At 60.3% G+C, this 19,632-nt stretch carries 14 protein-coding genes and 2 tRNA genes; 8 read left to right on the top strand and 8 right to left on the bottom strand.

What is annotated here, in order from left to right; all coding sequences use genetic code 11:
- Nucleotides 1-85 precede the first annotated feature (85 nt).
- The 3 genes from HUU46_00815 (at nucleotide 86) to HUU46_00825 (ending at nucleotide 6,364) form a co-directional block, all read left to right on the top strand.
- Entirely contained in the window at nucleotides 86-2,185 is a 2,100-nt protein-coding gene (locus tag HUU46_00815; GenBank protein ID NUM52161.1) for a hypothetical protein, read from the top strand.
- 127 nt (nucleotides 2,186-2,312) lie between these two features.
- A complete protein-coding gene (locus HUU46_00820; protein NUM52162.1) occupies nucleotides 2,313-3,686 on the top strand; it encodes a Gfo/Idh/MocA family oxidoreductase in 1,374 nt (457 codons plus the stop codon).
- 158 nt (nucleotides 3,687-3,844) lie between these two features.
- Entirely contained in the window at nucleotides 3,845-6,364 is a 2,520-nt protein-coding gene (locus HUU46_00825) for a hypothetical protein (protein ID NUM52163.1), read from the top strand.
- Nucleotides 6,365-6,483: 119 nt separating this feature from the next.
- On the opposite strand, the gene HUU46_00830 is transcribed toward HUU46_00825, so the two are convergent.
- A tRNA-Arg gene (locus HUU46_00830) sits at nucleotides 6,484-6,560 on the bottom strand.
- Nucleotides 6,561-6,700: 140 nt separating this feature from the next.
- On the opposite strand from HUU46_00830, the gene HUU46_00835 reads away from it, so the two are divergent.
- Nucleotides 6,701-7,765: a hypothetical protein gene (locus HUU46_00835; protein ID NUM52164.1), complete on the top strand. Its 1,065-nt coding sequence runs from the start codon at nucleotides 6,701-6,703 to the stop codon at nucleotides 7,763-7,765.
- 39 nt (nucleotides 7,766-7,804) lie between these two features.
- Here the strand turns inward: HUU46_00835 and HUU46_00840 are convergent, their stop codons facing one another.
- On the bottom strand, nucleotides 7,805-9,247 hold the full coding sequence (locus HUU46_00840) for a hypothetical protein (protein ID NUM52165.1): 1,443 nt from the start codon (nucleotides 9,245-9,247) through the stop codon (nucleotides 7,805-7,807).
- Between the two features lie 79 nt (nucleotides 9,248-9,326).
- Nucleotides 9,327-9,402: transfer RNA gene (locus HUU46_00845), tRNA-Lys, on the bottom strand.
- A gap of 579 nt (nucleotides 9,403-9,981) precedes the next feature.
- Between HUU46_00845 and pyrR the strand changes: the two genes are divergently transcribed.
- The 4 genes from pyrR to HUU46_00865 all read left to right on the top strand — a co-directional run bounded on the left by pyrR (nucleotide 9,982) and on the right by HUU46_00865 (nucleotide 14,780).
- Nucleotides 9,982-10,554: a bifunctional pyr operon transcriptional regulator/uracil phosphoribosyltransferase PyrR gene (pyrR, locus tag HUU46_00850; GenBank protein NUM52166.1), complete on the top strand. Its 573-nt coding sequence runs from the start codon at nucleotides 9,982-9,984 to the stop codon at nucleotides 10,552-10,554.
- The gene (locus HUU46_00855) at nucleotides 10,551-11,525 is read left to right on the top strand and encodes an aspartate carbamoyltransferase catalytic subunit (GenBank protein NUM52167.1); all 975 of its coding nucleotides are present in this window, start codon (nucleotides 10,551-10,553) and stop codon (nucleotides 11,523-11,525) included. Before pyrR ends, HUU46_00855 begins: the two co-directional genes overlap by 4 nt.
- Nucleotides 11,526-11,967: 442 nt before the next feature.
- Nucleotides 11,968-13,251 carry a dihydroorotase gene (locus HUU46_00860; protein ID NUM52168.1) on the top strand — a complete coding sequence of 428 codons (1,284 nt, stop codon included), beginning with the start codon at nucleotides 11,968-11,970 and terminating at the stop codon, nucleotides 13,249-13,251.
- 134 nt (nucleotides 13,252-13,385) lie between these two features.
- Entirely contained in the window at nucleotides 13,386-14,780 is a 1,395-nt protein-coding gene (locus HUU46_00865) for a DUF839 domain-containing protein (protein ID NUM52169.1), read from the top strand.
- A gap of 40 nt (nucleotides 14,781-14,820) precedes the next feature.
- Here HUU46_00865 and HUU46_00870 read toward each other — a convergent pair whose 3' ends face one another.
- The 5 genes from HUU46_00870 to HUU46_00890 are packed head-to-tail and all read right to left on the bottom strand — an operon-like array spanning nucleotide 14,821 to nucleotide 19,583.
- Nucleotides 14,821-15,420 (bottom strand): hypothetical protein, encoded by a 600-nt coding sequence (locus tag HUU46_00870; protein NUM52170.1) that lies wholly within the window; start codon nucleotides 15,418-15,420, stop codon nucleotides 14,821-14,823.
- Nucleotides 15,421-15,438: 18 nt separating this feature from the next.
- Nucleotides 15,439-17,361 carry a hypothetical protein gene (locus tag HUU46_00875; protein ID NUM52171.1) on the bottom strand — a complete coding sequence of 641 codons (1,923 nt, stop codon included), beginning with the start codon at nucleotides 17,359-17,361 and terminating at the stop codon, nucleotides 15,439-15,441.
- Nucleotides 17,358-18,779 (bottom strand): hypothetical protein, encoded by a 1,422-nt coding sequence (locus tag HUU46_00880; protein NUM52172.1) that lies wholly within the window; start codon nucleotides 18,777-18,779, stop codon nucleotides 17,358-17,360. The genes HUU46_00875 and HUU46_00880 overlap by 4 nt, the downstream gene beginning before the upstream one ends.
- Nucleotides 18,780-18,803: 24 nt before the next feature.
- Nucleotides 18,804-19,076 carry a hypothetical protein gene (locus tag HUU46_00885; GenBank protein ID NUM52173.1) on the bottom strand — a complete coding sequence of 91 codons (273 nt, stop codon included), beginning with the start codon at nucleotides 19,074-19,076 and terminating at the stop codon, nucleotides 18,804-18,806.
- An 18-nt stretch (nucleotides 19,077-19,094) separates the two neighbouring features.
- Nucleotides 19,095-19,583, bottom strand: coding sequence for a hypothetical protein (locus HUU46_00890; protein ID NUM52174.1), 489 nt, complete (start codon nucleotides 19,581-19,583; stop codon nucleotides 19,095-19,097).
- Nucleotides 19,584-19,632 lie beyond the last annotated feature (49 nt).

A 19,632-nucleotide genomic window follows, 5' to 3' on the forward strand; every position in this document is an offset into this window, starting at 1 on the left:
ATACCCGCAGCGGTCGGGACGGCACGGAATTCTGCGCGAACCGGCGCGTACCGCGGCGCCGGTATGAAGACGAGGGAGCGTGACCATGGACAGAAGATCGTTCCTGGCCCTGTGTTCATTGACGGGCGCGCATTTTGCCGCGTCCTCCGCGGTTCCAACGGAACCGAACGACGAAGAGTACATGGCCGCGTTTTCGCGCATGTTTCCGCCATTGCCACGCATTCGCAGTCTTCTGGCGGCCCCACTCCCCATGTCTACGGATTGGGATGTCGTCGTTACGCTGACGTCGTTTCAGGGGCTTGTGAATCGCCGCGAACCGCGCGTCTACTTCGTGCGCGATCAGACGGACCGGTTTTGGCTGGACTACTATGTCGATCGCTATGGAATCTCCTGCACCGACGTCGACGACCCCCACGAACTAATTCTGCGCTTTAAGGACGAGCTTTCCGGATACGTGCTTTACGATACGGAATTTCTGGATACGGCGAACGTCGCCACCGTTCTCGCCGGGATCGAGACTTTGCTGCCCGTATCTCCGGAACGCGAAGCGAAATTTCGGGATTGGGGATTCATCAGGAAACGGAACTTGGCGGGGCGCTGGAAGAATCGCTACCAAGCCTATCGTTGGGCGCACCGGGAATTGTGGCCCCTGTGCAACAAGCAGCTCCTGGGCGCGGCGTGCGTCGACCGGCCTATATGGCCGAGCGAGAGCGTGTGGCTTCGCGATTACCTCGTGGCGCACCGGATTTTTACGTTCGATCTTTCCGCGAGCAAGCGCGATCGGGCCGACCGAAAACTGCTCCAATCGTTTCTTGCATCCGCGGAGGGGCCCGGTTGCGTCATGGGATGGCGCTGCGCGCGGTGCAACGAACACGAATTTGTCGGTTTGGCCGCGCGCTACGATCTTGCCGTATTGAGCGCAACTGACGTGTGCAACCTTACGGTCCACGCGGCCATTCCGAAACGCAATGAACCGTTCGTACAGAGTCACCGCAGCGCGGCGGACGTTGGCGACGTAGAACGGAAAGTCTACGTTTCGTTCATGGCGACCGATGGTGACGCGATGTCGAGCATGCTGCGTTTGCAGGCCGGCCGTTTCAACGACCCGGAGCACGGACAGATTCCTTTTGCGTACGGCTTTCTACCTGTCACGTGCGACCTGATGCCGGGTGTTGCAGCGTACAACTTCGAACGGAAGACCGACAACGACTATTTCCTGGCCCCGTCGTCCGGTGCGATGTACACGTATCCCTACATGATGCCCCACGCCCGCGAATACCTGCGCGCAACAAGGCAGTATATGAATCGGTGCGGGCAAAAAGTCGCGTACATGATCAACTGGGACGATGACTACTGGTGGCAGGAAATGGAATTGCCGGAGTTTCTACCCATGCTTCGCGAGCAGTTGCCCGGTTGCATCGGCTTCCTCCGTGGTCAGGGCGAGTCCGCTTTTGAGCGGCAGTTCTTCGGCAACGGCGCACCGTACATCTTTTCGGGAGAAGGACTGCACCGCGATTCGGACGTCTATACGACGTTTCGCGACTTCATCGATGCGAACCCGATTCGCCCGTTGTTCATCTATTGCCTGTCCAATCACACCATAACCATGGGAAAGACAATTGCCGGATTGCACACGTTTGCAGATGACTCGATTCGCGTGGTGCGCATGGACGAGTTTCTGCATCTTGTCCGAAAAGCCGTCGATAAGGGCATGGTCCCAGCGGACGATTTCTATCCCGACAAATCAAAGCTCCGAGAGCTACTCAGGCAAGAAGCCCTGCCACAATGGCCGGCGGCTATTGATCGGATCGAGGAGCACGCGAATCGCGCCAGTCGCCCCGCGGAGGACTTCGCCGACGGCTTGAACGATCCGCTCGTCCGAATCATTCTTAATCGTTCCGCGACGCCATTGCCGGACATCGTTGCATTCACCGCCATCTGGGACTCGATGCTACTGACAAAGCTTGCGCTGAATCTGCGCGGAATCTATGTGAACCACAAGGCCTCGGCCGTCGAAGACTTTGTTCGCGTATTTGCGGCAGTGGAAGATGCAAAGCTCGTGCGTACGCTATGGTCACTGTGGGCGGATTGGGACTTCACGCGGGCCTCGTACCATCAGGCGTCCGCGTACGCCAACAGATTGGCTGTCCTCGCCTCACGAATCGGCAAGGTGATGGCGATTTGATAGCAGGGGTTTGGGTGTTGCCCACCATAGGGCGCTGGGCCGTCGTTGTATAGACATTCCAATCCGATTAGACTAACGCGGCAACGGTCTCGATGCCGCGGGCGTAATTCAGAAGGATTCTCCAGTCATGGGCAAGACAAATACCTCCCACTCGAGTGCGCGTCGCCGCCTATCGCGCCGACGCTTTCTAAAAACAACGGCATTCGCCGCCACCGCATCGCTGGGCGCGCCTGCGATCGTGCGCGGCCAAAATCTGAATAACCGCCTGAACATCGCAATCATCGGGTGTGGCGGACGCGGCGGCAGCAACGCAAAAGATGTGTCCGGCGAAAACATCGTAGCGCTGTGCGACGTGAACGGGAAGAATCTCGAGGCGGCGGCGGCGCAGTACCCAAAGGCGAAGACGTTTGTCGACTTTCGTAAGCTGTACGAGAAACCAGACGCATTCGACGCAGTTGTCGTCAGCACCTGCGAACACACGCACGCCCTGGCAACTTTGCCCGCGCTGAAACTCGGCAAGCATGTGTACTGCGAAAAACCGCTGACGTACAACATCTACGAAGCGCGCGTCATTCGCGAGGCGGCGGCCAAGGCGAAAGTCGCCACGCAGATGGGCACGCAAATCCACGCGGGCGACAACTACCGGCGCGTGGTGGAATTGATCCGGTCCGGTGCAATCGGGCCGGTGCGTGAAGTACACGTGTGGGTGTCGCGCGTGTGGGGTTGGCAGGAATCGGAGGATGAAGCAAAGGCCAACGACGATATCGTGTTTACGAAGGAACGTCCGACTACTGAAGACCCGATTCCCGACGGACTCGATTGGGACCTCTGGCTGGGCCCCGCTCCGTACCGGCCGTTCAACAACGTCTATTTTCCCGGGCCAAAGTGGTACCGGTGGTGGGAATGGGGCAACGGCACGATGTCTGATTTGGGAAGCCATTGGAACGATTTGCCGTTCTGGGCGCTGGACCTCAAGTATCCGTTGACCGTTGAAGCGAGCGGGCCGCCGGCGCATCCGGATATCGCGCCCGCGTCGATGCGCGCTACGTATGAATACGGCCCACGCGGCGCCATGCCCGCGCTGAAGCTGCATTGGTATCAAGGCAAAGAAAAGCCGGCGCCATTGGCCGAAGGCACGATACCGAAGTGGAATGACGGCGTCCTCTTCGTTGGCGACAACGGCATGCTGCTCTCGGACTATGGCAAACACGTATTGCTGCCGGAAGATACGTTCAAGGACTTCTCTCCGCCACCGCAGACAATCCCCAAATCACTCGGCCATCACCAGGATTGGGTGCATGCGTGCAAAACGGGCGAACCTACGCTGAGCAACTTCGAGTATGCGGGTTGGCTAACGGAAGCGAACCACCTGGGTAACGTCGCGTATCGCGTTGGCAAGAAGATCGAGTGGGAGCCAACGACGATGAAAGCGGCGAACGCGCCGGAAGCGGACCCCTATATCAAGCGCGAGTATCGTATTCCGTGGTCGCTCGACGTATAAGGGCGTAGTCCCTATCCCGCTCTCGCCTTGATTGATCGACGTTGTCGGCACTGTGGAGGAATCCTTTCGCGATGCGCTGTACCTTTTCGATACTAATCGTTGTCGCTTTTTCTGCGCTTCTGTGTAGTGCCGCAGAGTTTTCGACAGTCGAAATATGGATGGGCGCACGCTCCACGCCCGTCGAACTGAAATGCGCCGAGTTGTTAAAGTCGCGCCTAACCGAACTCGGCGGGCCTCGGGTCAGCATCGTCACTGCACCGAGCGCAGAACGAGTTGACGGCAAAACATTAGCGATTTACCTCGGGGTTTACTCGAATCACGATCTGATCGTGAAACGGTTCGAGGCCGACCGCACCAAGCCTCTCACGGAGCGCGACCCCGGCCCGGAGGGATTCCACCTTCGATCGTACTTTGGCGAAGATCGTCCCGCGTTGGTCGCCGCCGCGGTGGATCGGCGTGGAACCTTATACGCCGTGGGCGAGCTGTTGCGCCAAGCCGTCATGAACGCGAACTCCGTGACACTGCCCGATGTAATTGATGTGCGCACGGCGCCCGCGTTCGAAGTGCGCGGAACGCAGTTCGGTCAGAGCGGGGTCGCGAAGCGCGTGGCACAGGTGCGCGACTGGACGGAGGAAGAAACGCAGCGCGACATCATCGACTCGGCCCTCGCGGGCGCAAACGTGTTTGATGTTGACGCCGGTCCGGAATTCGACTTCATCAAGTCGTTCGATCTTATGACAAACGAGAATTACCACCCCAACGTAGGACAAGGCCCAAAGGAATGGCAGGGATTTGAATCGATTGGGCGCTTGAACTATCTCTGCCCATCCGTACCGGAGGCGCGGGCGCACCTGATCGAAACGTGCCGGAAGCACTACGAAAACGGCCCATCGTTCGACTTCGTAAAAATGGTTGGCGGCGATGGTGGTGGCTGCGAGTGCGACCGCTGCAACCCATACGGCTTGACGTTCATCAAGCTTTGCGAGGACATGGCTGCGATCATACACGCGAAACATCCGAACACACGAATCTGGTTTACGAACCAGAAGTTCGACGACGAAGACGATCAAGCGATCTTCAATTACCTGCTTGAAAAACCGCGCGAGTGGCTCTGGGCGTGGGGTTACGGCCCCGGCTCGGACGCGATGAGTTGGCAACCCGGACACCGCCAGACGCACCGCATGGACCTGTTCCGCTATCCCGGATTTGGCCCGTTCGATCGGTACAACCAGGAGATCATACACCAGCTTCCACCGCAACAGACGCTGCTGCATTACAATGAGATCACACACTGGCGTTATGCGCAGCACGCGTACGTGCAGGCCTATCCGCGCGCCGACCGCAACGGCGACCTCCCGCCGTGGTGGAACCACTTTATCTACGAACGCCAGCCGGACGCGGCGATTACGATGGTCTACGATCGCCTTACGTTCTACGCGTGGCCGCGTTTCTATCACTGGGTCTTCGGCGAAGTGAACCGCTACGGCGCCGGCGACATCACACACTCGAGCGGCACACACGATCACTTCAATCAATGGATGTGGCAGCGCCTGCTCTGGGCGCCCCACACCAGCGTCGAGGCCGTCGTCGACGAATACTGCCGCACCTGGTTCGGTCCGGATGCCACCCCGCTCATGGCGCAAGCGATTTTTCAACTTGAAGAAAATTTGGAGAACGATCCGAAGAAACCGATAACCGAGAAGGAAGGAATCGATCGCTACTACGATCTCGTGAAGCAGGCCGGCGAATCAATTCCACCGCACCAAATGAAATCGAACTGGCTCTGGCGTGAGTACATGCAAAAGGCCGCCCTCGACAAATACATCAAACTCAACGTGCGCGAGCAGGTCGATCTCCAGGCCCGTATCGAAAGGTCTGTCGCCGAGATTCTCGACAGCGGGAATCTCGACCGCGCCGCCGAACTCATTGCACAGATCGACGCGGATAACGAAACCGGCGCCATGCGCGCACTGCGCGAGGAAGCGGGCCGCCTCGGCGAGGAAAGCAATGCGCTGTACGGCGTGCGCAGCGAAGGTTACTACACGCTGACCGGTCACGACTTCATTGGACTTGGCTGGCTGCAGCGTCAATTGGAACGCGCGCGTGACGTAAAGTCCCAGGCAGAGAAGCGCGAACTGCTTCGAATGATCGTTGCCTACGAGGACCCCGGCGAAGGCGGGTTCTATGACAACTGCGGCACCTTCAACGAATGCCCGAGTGTGGTTAATGGATATCCCTACGATCACGGCCAACCCTACGTACCCGGCATGCTATTCGAGAAGAACCGGCCGAGCCAGCGCACAATGCACTTCACGCAGGACGAGGCGCAAGGGGTCACGCTGCATTACCGCGGGTTGGACGCGAACGCCAGCTATCGCATCCGCTTCACGCTCGTGCGCCCGTGGTACCAGGATCGCTACGCCGAACGGATGAACCAGAAATCGCAGACCATATACGCCGACGACCGAGTTCTGGCGCGCGACGTGGAATTGCCGCTCCAGTTCAGCGACTTCTTCACCTACGACATCCCCCAAGAGCTCACCAAAGACGGCGAGCTCATCATCCGGTTCGAAAAGGCCCCCGATGTCGCCGTCGGCGACCGCGTTACCGTCGAACAATGGCGCAACACCGGCGGTTGGGGAACGCTGCTGTCCGAGGCATGGTTGATGCGCAAGTAGCCCCGCGCCGAACCTCACAAAGGCGCCATTTACCGCACAGCGGGTACCCACTCCGCAACCCAAACAAAAAGCGCAGCCGCCCGGCTCAACCGAAACGACTGCGCATCAATCACTTAGACTGGCGTACCCGGAGGGACTCGAACCCCCAACCTCTTGGTCCGTAGCCAAGCACTCTATCCAATTGAGCTACGGGTACGTCGAAACAGGGCAAGAATGCTCATATGCTACCACTTGAATGCGCACGGGCGCAACCCGAGCAGCGCGGGACGGCGAGGGTATGGTATGCTTAAGGAGGGTCGCCGCTGGGGTCTTGCGCGAGACAAGGGAGGTTGATCCATGCTGCGCTGTCTCGCGACCTTTTTCGTTTGCCTTTTGCTTGCCGCCGTTCTTCCCTCCTGCCCTGACGCTTCCACGGATAGCGACAACAGTCCGGGTGGTAACGGTAACAATAGTGACAATGGCGACGGTGTCGATGGCGGGAATGATGGGGGCGATGGCAGTGGCGACGAGGGACCGGACATCCCAGACCTAGGGGTCAACGCAAGTCTGAACGGCGCACAGGTTTTCCCTACGGACAATCCATGGAACACTCCTGTAGACACACTTCCCGTCGATCCGAACTCGGACATCTTAATCGATAGCATCGGGCGCTACACCGGACTGCACGCCGACTTTGGCGCAAACTGGAACGGTGGGCCGTTTGGCATCCCCTATATCGTAGTAGAAGGGGATACGCCCGGCGTGTATGTAACGTTTCAGTACGATGACGAGAGCGACGCAGGCCCCTACCCGATCACCGGAAACGCGCCAATTGAAGGCGGGCCGAACTCGAGCGGCGACCGCCACATCATTATGATCGACCGTGACAATTGGATTCTGTACGAGTTGTTTGCCGCCTATCCTCCTGACCGCGCGGGCGATCCGTGGCGGGCGGGGTCCGGCGCGATCTGGGACATGAACTCGAACGCGCTACGCCCCGCGGGCTGGACTTCCGCGGACGCCGCAGGTCTGCCGATCTTTCCCGGCCTGGTGCGGTACGATGAGGTTTACGAACAGGGCGAAATCGGCCATGCGCTACGCTTTACCGTGAGCCGGTCCCGGCGCGCGTACGTTCATCCGGCGCGACATTTCGCCAGCAGCAGCACCGACCCGGACCTGCCACCGATGGGCATGCGCGTCCGGCTTAAGGCTGGCTTCGACGTATCCGGCTTTAGCGACGCGAATCAGGTTGTTCTCCGCGCCCTCAAGAGGTACGGCATGATCGTCGCCGACAACGGCAGCAATTGGTACATCTCCGGCGCGCCCGACGCGCGCTGGGACGACGACGAACTGAGCGAACTAAAAGATATCGAAGGCGGCAACTTCGAGGTTGTGCGGATGGGTTCCATCGTGACGGATTGAGCTTCCCCGGGCCCAAACGCGCCACGCTGGGTCACGTCCCTACGAGACGGCCTCGATTCCATGTAATCGACAGAACTCGCGTAATGGTCGTCCGCAATTACCATAAAAAATAATCTGGTGCATGCCCTTCACGTCGCGAACGTCATCCACTTCGTTGATGGTCATTTGAACGTTGGTGCGGCATCCGCCGACAGATTCCGGACAACCGACAATCGATCCCGTGTATACATACATCTTCGGCGTGTCGCCGGTCAGGTACTGCGCGATCGTTGCTTCCTGACCTTTTGTCAGCAATACGCGCGGCACACACCCCCACCCCGCTTCGGCATGGCTCCGCAACACATACGGTTCCGGTCGAGCGCCGGGACCGTTCATGTGCGACGGACACGTGCAGTGCGCGCCGAAGTACAAATTCTGCGCAGTATCCATCGATGCATTCTGCTGGAACCCCGGGCGCTCGAATAGATACTGCACCAGTAACAGCGTCAGCGTTGCGCTGAGATCGGATTGGCAACCCGCTGGAAACCCCTGATCGCGAAGGCTCATGAACGCCATGCACGGCGGAACGTGCTTGCGCGGATGCTGCAGCCCGGGAAGGCAATTCATCATTATGGCATCCACCTGTTCGGCGTCGATGAGGCTTCTCAACGCGAAGTAGCACTTTGCTGCGTCCAGCACGTCCTGCTCGTTGGGCTCGACTATCTCCTTCGCGCCGCGCGAATACGCCGAGGCAAGTGCGCGCGTCGCGTCGTCCAGAGCCGTCTCCCGATACTGCGCGTAAAAGCGCTCGTGCGGGATGGTCAGAACTTCCGTTCCAATGTGCGGTACGACTTCCGTCTTGGTTTCGGCGCCGTCAATATTGAGAATGCGGCTCTGGCGCATCCAAGCGCCGGCGCGGACCATGCGCAATCCCGGCTCCACCGAATCGAACTCTTCCGAAGTGATCAGATGTAGGCCTGCTGTTTGCCTGGCCTCGTTGATATGCTCCACCAACAGCACGCCGAGCGGCGCATAGACGACGGCCGGCACGTTCGTCGTTTCGACGATGTGTTTTACGCGCGGCCAGTGCCCCTTCTTCAGCAGAATGAGGAGGAGACCGTCCGGTCTTGAATGCCGCACTTCTTCGGCAAACGCCACCGCGCTGGCTTCGTCGTCCAACGCGGCACCGTAGGTGCTGATTGCGATTCCAAGCGACTGCTCGAGTTGCGTCATTCGCGCGCTATACGCGCGCCGGCGGCCCTCCGCATCGAACCCCGATCCGGGCCAACTGTAGTACCCCACCTGCCGCAGCGATTCGGTCGGCGGGAAAACAAATGCGCATTTGATCACGCAATGCTTCGGCCTGCGCGAAATTGGCGCGAGGACGGAAGCCGCGGCGGGCTGACCCGCCAGTATCGGCCCCGCGGCAAGCGCCCCGGCCGTCGCCTGCAGAAACACCCTGCGTGGAACATGAAATCGATCGCGCGATGGATAGGTACTCATGGCAATGCCCCCCTTCCATTTCCCCAAGACAAGTATACACCTGGTGACGAGCGCTCGGCACTTAGTAAAGGGTGGGAAATGGTGAACGGGGCGGGATTCGAACCCGCGGCCACCGGATTAAAAGTCCGATGCTCTACCGACTGAGCTACCCGTTCACCGAATGGGATTGGACAAACGGCGAGCCCCGTGGAGCTCGCCGTGCTAATTAGAAAGCATACCGCGCGCGTATGCGTGGTGTCAAAAGTAGACCACATTGCATGACCCGTCGAATCGGGAATTGGGTTTCGAGTCTCAATGAGATTTCTTTCGCTTACGATGGCGATGGCGCATGGTTGCGCAGCGGGATCTACACGAATACTCTGCAAAACGGCCCCTATCAGCCCGCGGCAAAAGTCCAGTAGCGCCCGGTCCCCGCGCCGGGCGAAACGCGGAGAGGCTAAGTTCGGCCCAAAATCGCGCCCGCCATGGAGAGCGGGACGCCACGAATTGCGGTATTTGGGCTTTTGCCACAGGCTGCTATTGCAGATCCTTTGCGACGCGCCGCAGCTTTAGTCCCACGCATCCCCGAGGCATTCCTGACAAAAAATTGATTCTGCCGCGTGCTGCTGATACAGTCGCGTCCTGAGCGGCGTCGTGGCGCCGGGCAGAGGCAAACACACTGATGAATGTACGAACACCTTCTCACGCGCGTGAGAGGGTGTTTTTGATTTTGGGGGTGCACGGTGGCCGATGACGTGAAACACAAGGGCGAATTGACGGTCGTCCTCGATGCCGGCGCGATGGATGCAGCGCTTCTTCGCATCGCGCAGGAAATCGTGTCGAACAACGAGGACCTGCATTCCGTCGCGCTTATGGGCATCTTGAAGCGCGGCCGGCCCCTGGCCGAACGGCTCGCGGCGCACATCGAGAAGATGGCCGGTGTTCCGGTGCGCGTGGGGTCGCTGGCGACAACGTTGTATCGCGACGATTTGCGCAGCGGAAAGGTTGCCGCGAGCGTGGGCACGCACGTAACCCACTTCGACTTCGATGTCGAAGGGCTGACCGTCGTGCTGGTAGACGACGTACTCTCGACCGGCCGGACAATTCGCGCGGCGCTGGACGAAATCATCGACTATGGAAGGCCCAAGCGCATTCAGTTGGCGTGCCTCGTCGACCGCGGGCTGCGCGAACTACCCATTCAAGCGGACTACCTCGGCTGGTCGATTTCGACAACCTATGAGGATCACGTGCAGGTAAAACTGAGGGAGATAGACGGCGAGGATGTCGTGCTGCTCGAACGCATTGGCGCACCGGAGACGGGTTCATGACGCGCACCGAGCTGCCTAAACCTGCATGGACTCGTAAGGACCTTATTGCGATCGAAGACCTTTCGCGCCAAGAAATCGAAATGGTGCTCGATACAGCGCCGCAGTTCGTCGCCGTATCAAGACGGGGGAGCGGGATCAAAAAAGTTCCACTTCTGCAGGGGCGTCTCGTGGTGAATTGGTTCTTTGAGCCGAGTACGCGCACGCGCACCTCGTTCGAACTCGCGGCAAAACGCCTGAGTGCGGACACGCTGACGATGAACGTGCAGGTTTCGAGTTCCAAGAAGGGCGAGACGTTGCACGACACGCTCGACAACATTGAGGCGATGCACAGCGATGTCGTGGTCATTCGTCACAGTTTCGCCGGCGCGGCGCACATTCTCGCGGATCGGCACGACTCGCACATCGTCAACGCGGGCGACGGCGCACACGAACACCCGACGCAGGGCCTGCTCGATGCGTACACGATTCGCGACCACGTGCGCAAGCAGCGTAGCGACCCGCACGCGACCATCGACCGCGTGCGCATTGCCATCATCGGCGATATCTCGCACAGCCGCGTGGCACGAAGTAACATCTGGGGGTTGACCAAACTCGGTGCGTCCGTGGTGGTGTGCGGGCCGAGCACGCTGATGCCGCAGGACATCGCCCGCATGGGCTGCGATGTGACAACAAACCTGCCCGAGGCCGTGAAGGACGCAGACGTGGTCTACGCGCTGCGCATCCAGCTCGAGCGCCAGGCCAAGTGCCTCTTCCCCAGCATCCGCGAATACATCCGCCTGTACCGGATCGACAGCGACTCGCTCAAACACGCGCCTGAGCATGCGCTCATTATGCACCCTGGGCCCATCAACCGCGACCTCGAACTCGCCACCGACGTCGCCGACGGACCGCGCAGCGTTATACTGGAGCAAGTGAGCAACGGCGTGGCCGTCCGCATGGCGGTGATGCATCTGCTGGTGAACAGCGGGTAGTTCATGTTCTACCGGCGTTCCGTTCAGCTTTTTGACGCCGACTCGCGAGTCGAGTCGGCTAAAGTTAGTGATAATGCGCTGATAATGATTGCGACGGTAGTTCACCGTCTTGCGCTTGCGTTCGTCATCATTCGCCTGTGCGCAGCGATGATGAAGCCTCTTCGAAGGACGGCGCATCTTGCCATCGAAGACATGCGCACAGAGGACTTTCTTCGTCACCATTACTCAATGGTGGTCGTGGGTTGGCGTTGGTGGGGAACATTGGAGGCCGTCATCCTCGCCGCGATATTGACGTACGTAGGACGCAAGACAAGGTCGGCGGGATCGTCCGTGATACTATTTGTTGCGTGCGCGATATGGGGCTGGTACTGGATGGCGGCTTTCACGTTCCGTTGACGAACACCCGCCCGGCACGGAGGCCGGGCGCTACAGAAGGCAGATCATGAGTCTGGTCATTAAGAACGGTCATTTGATCGAACCCACGGCGAAGATTTCCGAGCCGATGGACATCCGCATCGAGGGGAAGTTCGTCGAGAAGTTCGGCAAGAATCTCTCCGGCGATGAAGTCATCGACGCGACGGGCTGCGTGGTGTGTCCCGGACTCGTAGACATTCACGTGCATTTCCGCGAGCCGGGATTTGAGTCGAAGGAGACGATCGAGACGGGTAGCCGCGCCGCGGCGCGCGGCGGGTTTACGTCGGTCGTGACGATGGCAAACACGCGGCCCGTGATCGACAACGCGGGCATGGTCGAGTTTGTAAACCGGCGCGCTCGGGAAACGTCGCTGATCAAGATCTATCCGGCGGCGACGGCGACGAAGGGCATGGAAGGTCTCGAAATGACCGAGATGGCCGAGTTGAAGGCCGTTGGCGCGGTAGCGGTAACGGACGACGGCAAGGACATCCCGAGCAGTTGGGTGATGCGGCGCGTACTCGAGTACGCGAACATGGTCGGGCTGACGTATCTCGCGCACTGCGAGGACGAGTCGCTGATGGAAGGCGGCGCGATGAACGAGGGCTACAACGCGACCCGCCTTGGCATTCCCGGGTTACCAAAAGCAATGGAAGAAATCCGAATCGATCGCAACATCCGGCTCGCGGCGTTGACCGGCGCCAAGATTCACATTCAACACGTCACTACCGCGGGCGGCGTCGAGATTGTGCGCCAGGCAAAAGCGAAAGGCATTCGCGTGACGTGCGAGAGTGCGCCGCATTATTGGACCTTGACGGACGACGCAGTCGTCGGGTTTGGCACGAACGCAAAGATGAACCCGCCGTTGCGCGAGGCGGAAGACGTTGCAGCGATCAAGGCGGGCATCGCCGACGGTACGATCGATTGCATCGCGACGGACCACGCGCCGCACACGCCGACGGAGAAAGATGTCGAGTTTCAGTTGGCGCCGTTCGGAATCGTCGGACTCGAGACCTCGCTTGCCCTCACCATTACCGGCCTCGTCGATACCGGCGTCATTACGCTCGAGCGCGCGATCGAACTGATGACCAGCGCGCCGGCGCGCATCCTCGATTTGAAATACATGCAGTTCGAAGCCGGCGTCCTGTGCGAAGGCAACTACGCGGACATCTGCATCTTCGATCCAAGGGCCGAGTGGACCGTCGATCCGAACGAGTTCCACTCGCTCAGCCGCAACACACCCTTCACGGGAATGACGCTTCGCGGGCTTGTCAAGAAAACCATCTGGCGCGGCAACGTCGTGTACAGCGCGTAGCCTTGTTTGAATCGTGTCCCCGCGTGATTTCTTACTGAATCGTAAACTCCGTGTAACCTGCCGCTAATACTTCCTCCCCAGACTGTTTCGACAGTCGTTTTCGCATCTTGCATCACAGCTTGGGGAGTCGCCGAATGCCCATCACCCGCCGTCGTTTTCTCGCAACCGCCGCCGCCGTGACCGCAGGGTTTTCCGGATTGCGCGCCTTCGTTTACGGAGCGGTGGAATCCGCGCCTGATCCTGCGATGCTCGCAGCAGGTTTCGGTCCGCTCATCCCAGATTCGGCAGGACTTTTCGATTTGCCGAAGGGCTTCGTGTACACCATTGTTTCGCGCGCGGGCGACAAGATGGATGACGGGTTTGTAGTCCCGTCGGAAGCGGACGGTATGGCGGCTTTCGCGGGGCCCGATGGAAAGACGATTGTGGTGCGCAATCACGAGTTAAGCCCCGACAAACCGGAATGGGGCCCCTACGGCGCGGCGAACGAACTGTTCGAAAAAATCGACCGGGCAATGCTCTACGACGCGGGCCGCGGCAAGGCTCCCTGCCTTGGCGGAACGACGACGTTTGTCTACGACACCAAAACGCAAAAGCTCGGACGCCAGTATCTGAGCCTCGCGGGAACGGGCCGCAATTGCGCCGGCGGTCCCACGCCATGGAACACGTGGATCACGTGCGAGGAAACGGTGCAACGCGCGGACGACAGCTTCGAGAAAGATCACGGATACAACTTTGAAGTGCCGGCCAGCGCTTCAATTCGGCTTGCCGAACCGCACCCAATCGTCGAGATGGGCCGCTTTAATCACGAAGCCATCGCCGTCGACCCGAAAAGCGGGATCGTGTACGAAACGGAAGACCGCGAAGATGGACTTATCTACCGCTACACTCCGAATACGCCCGGCGATCTGCACAAGGGCGGCAAACTCCAGGCGCTTGTCGTATGCGACAAAGCGAGTCTCGATACGCGTAACTGGGGATACGGCAGCGCGATGGTGCCGCTTGGCGAGAAGCTCGGCGTGAAGTGGATCGACATGGAAGACGTCCAGTCGCCGAACGACGACCTGCGCGCCCGCGGGTTCGACAGTGGCGCGGCCCGGTTCGCGCGCGGCGAGGGCATGTGGTACGGACGCGACGCCGTCTATTTCGCCTGCACCAACGGCGGCAAGGCCCAGCGCGGCCAAATCTGGCGTTATACGCCCAGCCCCGTAGAAGGCACGGCGGGCGAAGAAAAGCAACGGGGGACGCTCGAACTGTTTGTCGAACCGAACAACAGCGCACTCGTGGACAACGCGGACAACTTGACGGTCGCGCCGTGGGGCGACCTGATCGTCGCCGAAGACGGCAAGAACGAACAGTACCTCGTCGGTGTGACGCCGGAAGGAAAGCTCTACCACCTCGGCAAAAACGCGAAGAGCAGTTCCGAGTTGGCAGGCGTTACGTTTTCACCCGACGGTTCGACCCTGTTCTTCAATATCCAACACGAAGGGCTGACACTCGCAATCACCGGCCCCTGGCACGGTCCGGCGTAAGGAAGACTACCCTCTCGCTCGATGCGCGCAAGGTGCGTGCTTACGGCGCTTCGCCTTCCTTCGGCGGCTCAACCGGTTTCGGTTCCGGATACGTCAGTCCTCCTTTGCCGTCTTTTTCGACGTGCAGCGCCGCACGCACGTTTCCGTCGGCATCGTACAGTTCAAGCATGGGCACGCCTTCGTTCGTGATTCCGTACGATGCGCGGCCCACTTCGTTTGCATCGAGTAAATGTACAAACGGATCGCCTTCCGGTGTCGTGAGCATGTTCACGCGCGCGCGCCCCTCGTTGTCGATGAGCATCAGGTTCGCGCCGCCTACCGACGTCAAGGACAACCACGCGCGCTTCTTTCCGTCTTTGGCGTTCAGCGTGAATTCCGGTTCGCCGTTATTCCGGGTGCCGAAGTACACCCGCGGCCTGCCCGCAATGTCCAACAGCTCAAACTGCGGTGTCTTGCCGTCAGTCGATCCAAGCACGGCCATCACGCGCCCGGAGTCATCGATTAACTCGAACCGTGTCGCACGCAGGATATAGCCGGCGGCGTCCACCGGCGTCCTTGCCGCGCCCGCCACGATCAGCCCAGCGACGAAAGCTGCGCCAATGGCAGCGATCTGAGTGTACGAAACTCGAAACGAAATCATGGGTCGCGCCTCCTTCGGTTACGCGCTGTACACGATCGAGATTACAGCCATCGCCAACGCGGAATAATACGAATCGCAGGGGTACACGTCGAACACACGCTGCACGGTGGGCTCGACGAGCGGCCGGAGCACCGCCAATTTGTCCTTTTGATCGCGCAGCAGCATCGCGGCATTCGCCAAAGTCTTTAGCGCGGCTGGCCCGGTGTACGAGGGAATGTCGTCAATGGCGGCCTGCACGTGACCCGCCCAGCGCGGATCCCCCACACCGATAAGTTCCGTCGGCCACAGGGCGACAGGGTCCGCAATTCTAAAATTGCCCGCCGTGTCGAGCGCGTGGAAGCGCAGGTAGTCCTCGAGTTCGATCACGCGCGCCGCCCATTCGGGTTGGTCGTTTCCCGTAGCCTGCGCAAACGAAGTCGCGGCCCGTAGCCCGGCACACGCTATCGCGATTGTATCGAATGATGCCGCGTCGCTGAGCCTTGCAGGATCAAACGTAAACACTCGAGTATCGCGCACGGAGCGGCACGTGTTCGCAAGAAAATCACCCGCAAGATCCACCACGTTCCGCATTTTGGCGCGGTAATCCTCGCGTTGGTCGTCCGCCACATTCGCGTCGTGACGCCAGATCGTCCAAAGGAGCCAAGCTGGCGCGTGAACGTCGAGCACCACGCTCGGCGCTGCGTCGTCGCCCGTTGCGTACAGCGCCGCTGGTAGCGAACCCGCCGGCGCGCCGGGTGCGTCCTGAGCGCGAACGTGGGCCGCAATGAACTTGAGTTGCCGGTCGACGAGTTCCGATTCGCCCGCCAAGTCGAGCGCCAGCGCGGTCCATCCAGCCAGACGCGGAAAGTCCACGGCCAAGGGTGGAGTCGAATGCGGCGCGCGGGCAATCGCGCCAGACTCAATATCGGTGCAGAGTAAAACGTTTTGAAGCGCACGCCGATAGAGGCGGCCGATAGCGTCCGGCGCTCTGTACGATAGTGACGCGTTCGTGAGCCGATTGGCCCACCATTGTTTCGTCTCGTCAAGCAGGCGTTCGTAGCCACGCTCGCGCGCGGTGCTAAGCGCCGACTGTGCAGATCCTCGGTTTTCGCCAAGCGCGACAAACATGGTCGCCACTGGACGATTCGGATCGATCGCCATGCGCGAGGCGGATGCGCACGCGCCCACGCACCTGATGTCTTGGTTCCACGCTCCTGATTCCGCGAGCGCCAGCGCAGACGGTTCGCCACGTTCCTGGCCGCACACTGACGCGCTGCACTGCGGCTCGCCCGCATAACCAATCCAGACCCCGCGTCCTTTCTTGAACCAATCGGGCTCCTTGTCGCCCGCTGTCCACGCTTGCGTCTGCGTCCACTCGAGGTTGCCCGCCCGGTCCGGCCGCGCGTGGAATGTTACGCCGTTCTCTGCGAATGCGATCATGTCTCTGCGCGATGGAAATAGCGCCTCCGACGACGGCACTCCCGGCATCGATGCAGTGCACGGCGAGAAATTCGCAAACCACGCGACCGCCGGTGGAGTCGTTTCCCGTTTGAACTCGACGTGAAAAACCGCTACGTCCAATTCCGGATGGACGAACACGGATTCCATCGCGCCACCCAATTCGTATTCGATTGCGATGACCGGCGCATCACCTGGCGATGAAACGACACGAATCGCGCCATCGGAGAACGGCAGCCATCCGATACCGTCGCCGCGAACAACACCCCACATCGCGCCGGGCATACGGTGCTCAACCTCGGGCGTAACCTGATTGGGCGCGGTGGGGTCCGGCCAGCGGACGACCGCGACGCCGCCTGTTGCCCCGATGCCAACCGTAAGCGATCCGTTTCCTGCAAAGGCCACGCAGTCCGCCGTACCCGCAATTTCCTCCGCGAATTCGTACGCGCGGGTATCTTCTCCCATGGCAGCACACAAGATAAGAATGGCCGCAATCGGATTCATGGCAATTCGCTCTCTCCGGCCTTGGCCAGATAGCCGCTGAACTTCAGCGTTCCCTCGCGCGCGACGCCGTCGACGGTCAGTCCTCCCAATCTCGATAGCGCCGTTAATCTCGGAATCACATCCGCCTTGATATCCTCCGAACTTCTGCGCGGGACCAGCCCATCTTCCGCCGCTCGCAAGACAAGCGCTTCGGCGATGGCGCCAAGCTTTTCCCACGAGGCCCTCAACGCAATATCTACGTCGGCCCCGCACGCCGGACCCTCGGACAAGTTCCCTGCCACATCCGCCATCACCGACTCGTTCGTCGTCAGTATCCAATCGTAGGGCGTCTCGGCGACGCACGGTGAAAACGCCATTCCCAGCAGTGGCGCCATGATTCCGGCACTGCCCTTCCACTCGTACGGAACCGTCTGGCGCTCGGCGAACATTTCCGCAAGCGGTTGCACATTGGGCGCGCTGTCCGCAAATCGCGCTGCAAGCGCGGCGCGCGGAATCGGAACGGAACCTGAATTATCGACATCGAGTAGAACAATCGAGACGTGGTCCGCACTCTCGAACGCGTCCGCTGCTGGCGGGCGCACACCCCAAGCCGCGATCGCCTTCGCCGTAACGGCGCGCAATGGGCCGTAGATTTCGGCGCGCGCCAAGGCCGCGTCGAGCGCTGTCCATGCGCGTGCGATGTCACCTATGTTGCGCGCGCTTATGCTGACGGCCGGCTCGACAGGCCACGACTGCGGCAGCGTGATGGGCCGCGCTCCGTCAGTGGCCGTAAACTCCACTTGCCCCGAGATAGGCATCCCGTCGCCCGGCGCGAGATTCACAAACCCGCGATGCGCGCCTTCCCACTGAATCGTGAGTAGCGCATCACTGTCGCTATGCAGAAGAGGCGCGGTTTCGTCGATGCAGGCGGCCGCGACGTACGCGCGCGACGGCGATGCGATCAAATAGCCGTCGCGCCACGCGTAGTACACGTCGCGGTACTGCCCGATGCCATTGTTCCCGGGCCCAAAACCGAATGCCCCCCGCAGCGCGTCCGCCCACCGGAGCAGCCGCCCCGGATACGCGGTAATGCCCACCCCCTCCGGCGCTACCGCAAACACGGTCCTGCACCCTAGCCAGATGTTCCATCGTTCGGGTGTAGGGCGTATGCCGGTAGTCAGGCGCGTGGCGAGTTCCAGTTCGCGATACGGCCTTGGCCAGTCTTCCTTCATTCGCTCGAAGACATCGCCGCGATCAATAGTGGTCCAGGCGCGGGGAAAGTCCCACGACGAGACCATCAGGTAAGTGCTGCGTGGATAGAACCCGCGCGCCGGCGCGCCGCGGACGAAGCGATCGTCGACGGCCAAGAACACGGCGCAGACGAGGATCGTGAAGAAAAGTAGCCGCCAGCCGGTGATAAGTTTCCGCTTGCGGGCCATGGCGAGGTACGATTCCAGCAGTCGCTAGTTCTGGTTCCAGACGGCTTCCTTGGCCTTCTCGCGTTGCTCCTCGATGGCCGCGAGGGCGCCTGCCAGCCCGCTACGCAACGATTCGAGCTCCTCGATAGTCGACGCCTTCGCCATGCGCGACTCGAACGAAAGGCGCTCTTCGGCCGCCTTGGCGTCGTACTTCTTGTCGATGCCGGCGATCTCGGCCTTCTGCGCCTCCGTCAACTTGCGTCCGGGGCCGGCCTCCTTCTCCAGACGGGCCATGGCAATTTCGTACGCACTCTTCACGGTCGCGCTCCTGGTTCGTTATACGGTGAATTCATCTTCGAGAATGCTGGAAATAAACCGCTCGATTGACACGGGATAGTACCGGCTGTTGGGCGTAATGATCACGCCCGTCGTAATGTCCTCATTGCGCTCGAGGTCATCGAGCGTCTGGGAAAGCGCGCGCTCGACGTTTGCATCAAGCATGCGCACTTCGAGGTTCTCGGACTTGCACTCGACCGGCTTGCCGCGAAACCCGAGAAAACCGAAAACCCGGCCGGAAAGCTCCCCGTCCACGTTCTCTTCTCCAAAAATCTCGTCGTAGCTCGGTTCGCAATGCGATGGACGGATAATTATCCGCGGCGAAACGTGAACTTTACCCTTGACCTGCGTTGTTCCGAATGGCTTGTCCTCCGACACGCCGAGGCACACGTAAGGCAGCGTGTGGTATCCGCTGATGATGCCATACGTCGGCTTGCGCACAATCTGCGTGCGCCGGAATATTTCGCGCAATTCGTCGGAACTTAGCATGATTTGACTCTCCACCTAAGTGTAGTTGATTGACGCGGAGCGCGGCAAA

Source organism: Candidatus Hydrogenedentota bacterium, from assembly GCA_013359265.1.
Taxonomy (GTDB): domain Bacteria; phylum Hydrogenedentota; class Hydrogenedentia; order Hydrogenedentales; family SLHB01; genus JABWCD01.

Coding starts and splice junctions, on each gene's coding strand:
- HUU46_00865 (NUM52169.1), top strand. CDS start 13,386: ATGCCCATCACCCGCCGTCGTTTTCTCGCAACCGCCGCCGCCGTGACC.
- HUU46_00890 (NUM52174.1), bottom strand. CDS start 19,583: ATGCTAAGTTCCGACGAATTGCGCGAAATATTCCGGCGCACGCAGATT.
- HUU46_00875 (NUM52171.1), bottom strand. CDS start 17,361: ATGAATCCGATTGCGGCCATTCTTATCTTGTGTGCTGCCATGGGAGAA.
- HUU46_00825 (NUM52163.1), top strand. CDS start 3,845: ATGGGCGCACGCTCCACGCCCGTCGAACTGAAATGCGCCGAGTTGTTA.
- HUU46_00880 (NUM52172.1), bottom strand. CDS start 18,779: ATGGCCCGCAAGCGGAAACTTATCACCGGCTGGCGGCTACTTTTCTTC.
- HUU46_00835 (NUM52164.1), top strand. CDS start 6,701: ATGCTGCGCTGTCTCGCGACCTTTTTCGTTTGCCTTTTGCTTGCCGCC.
- HUU46_00870 (NUM52170.1), bottom strand. CDS start 15,420: ATGATTTCGTTTCGAGTTTCGTACACTCAGATCGCTGCCATTGGCGCA.
- HUU46_00860 (NUM52168.1), top strand. CDS start 11,968: ATGAGTCTGGTCATTAAGAACGGTCATTTGATCGAACCCACGGCGAAG.
- HUU46_00840 (NUM52165.1), bottom strand. CDS start 9,247: ATGAGTACCTATCCATCGCGCGATCGATTTCATGTTCCACGCAGGGTG.
- HUU46_00815 (NUM52161.1), top strand. CDS start 86: ATGGACAGAAGATCGTTCCTGGCCCTGTGTTCATTGACGGGCGCGCAT.
- HUU46_00820 (NUM52162.1), top strand. CDS start 2,313: ATGGGCAAGACAAATACCTCCCACTCGAGTGCGCGTCGCCGCCTATCG.
- HUU46_00855 (NUM52167.1), top strand. CDS start 10,551: ATGACGCGCACCGAGCTGCCTAAACCTGCATGGACTCGTAAGGACCTT.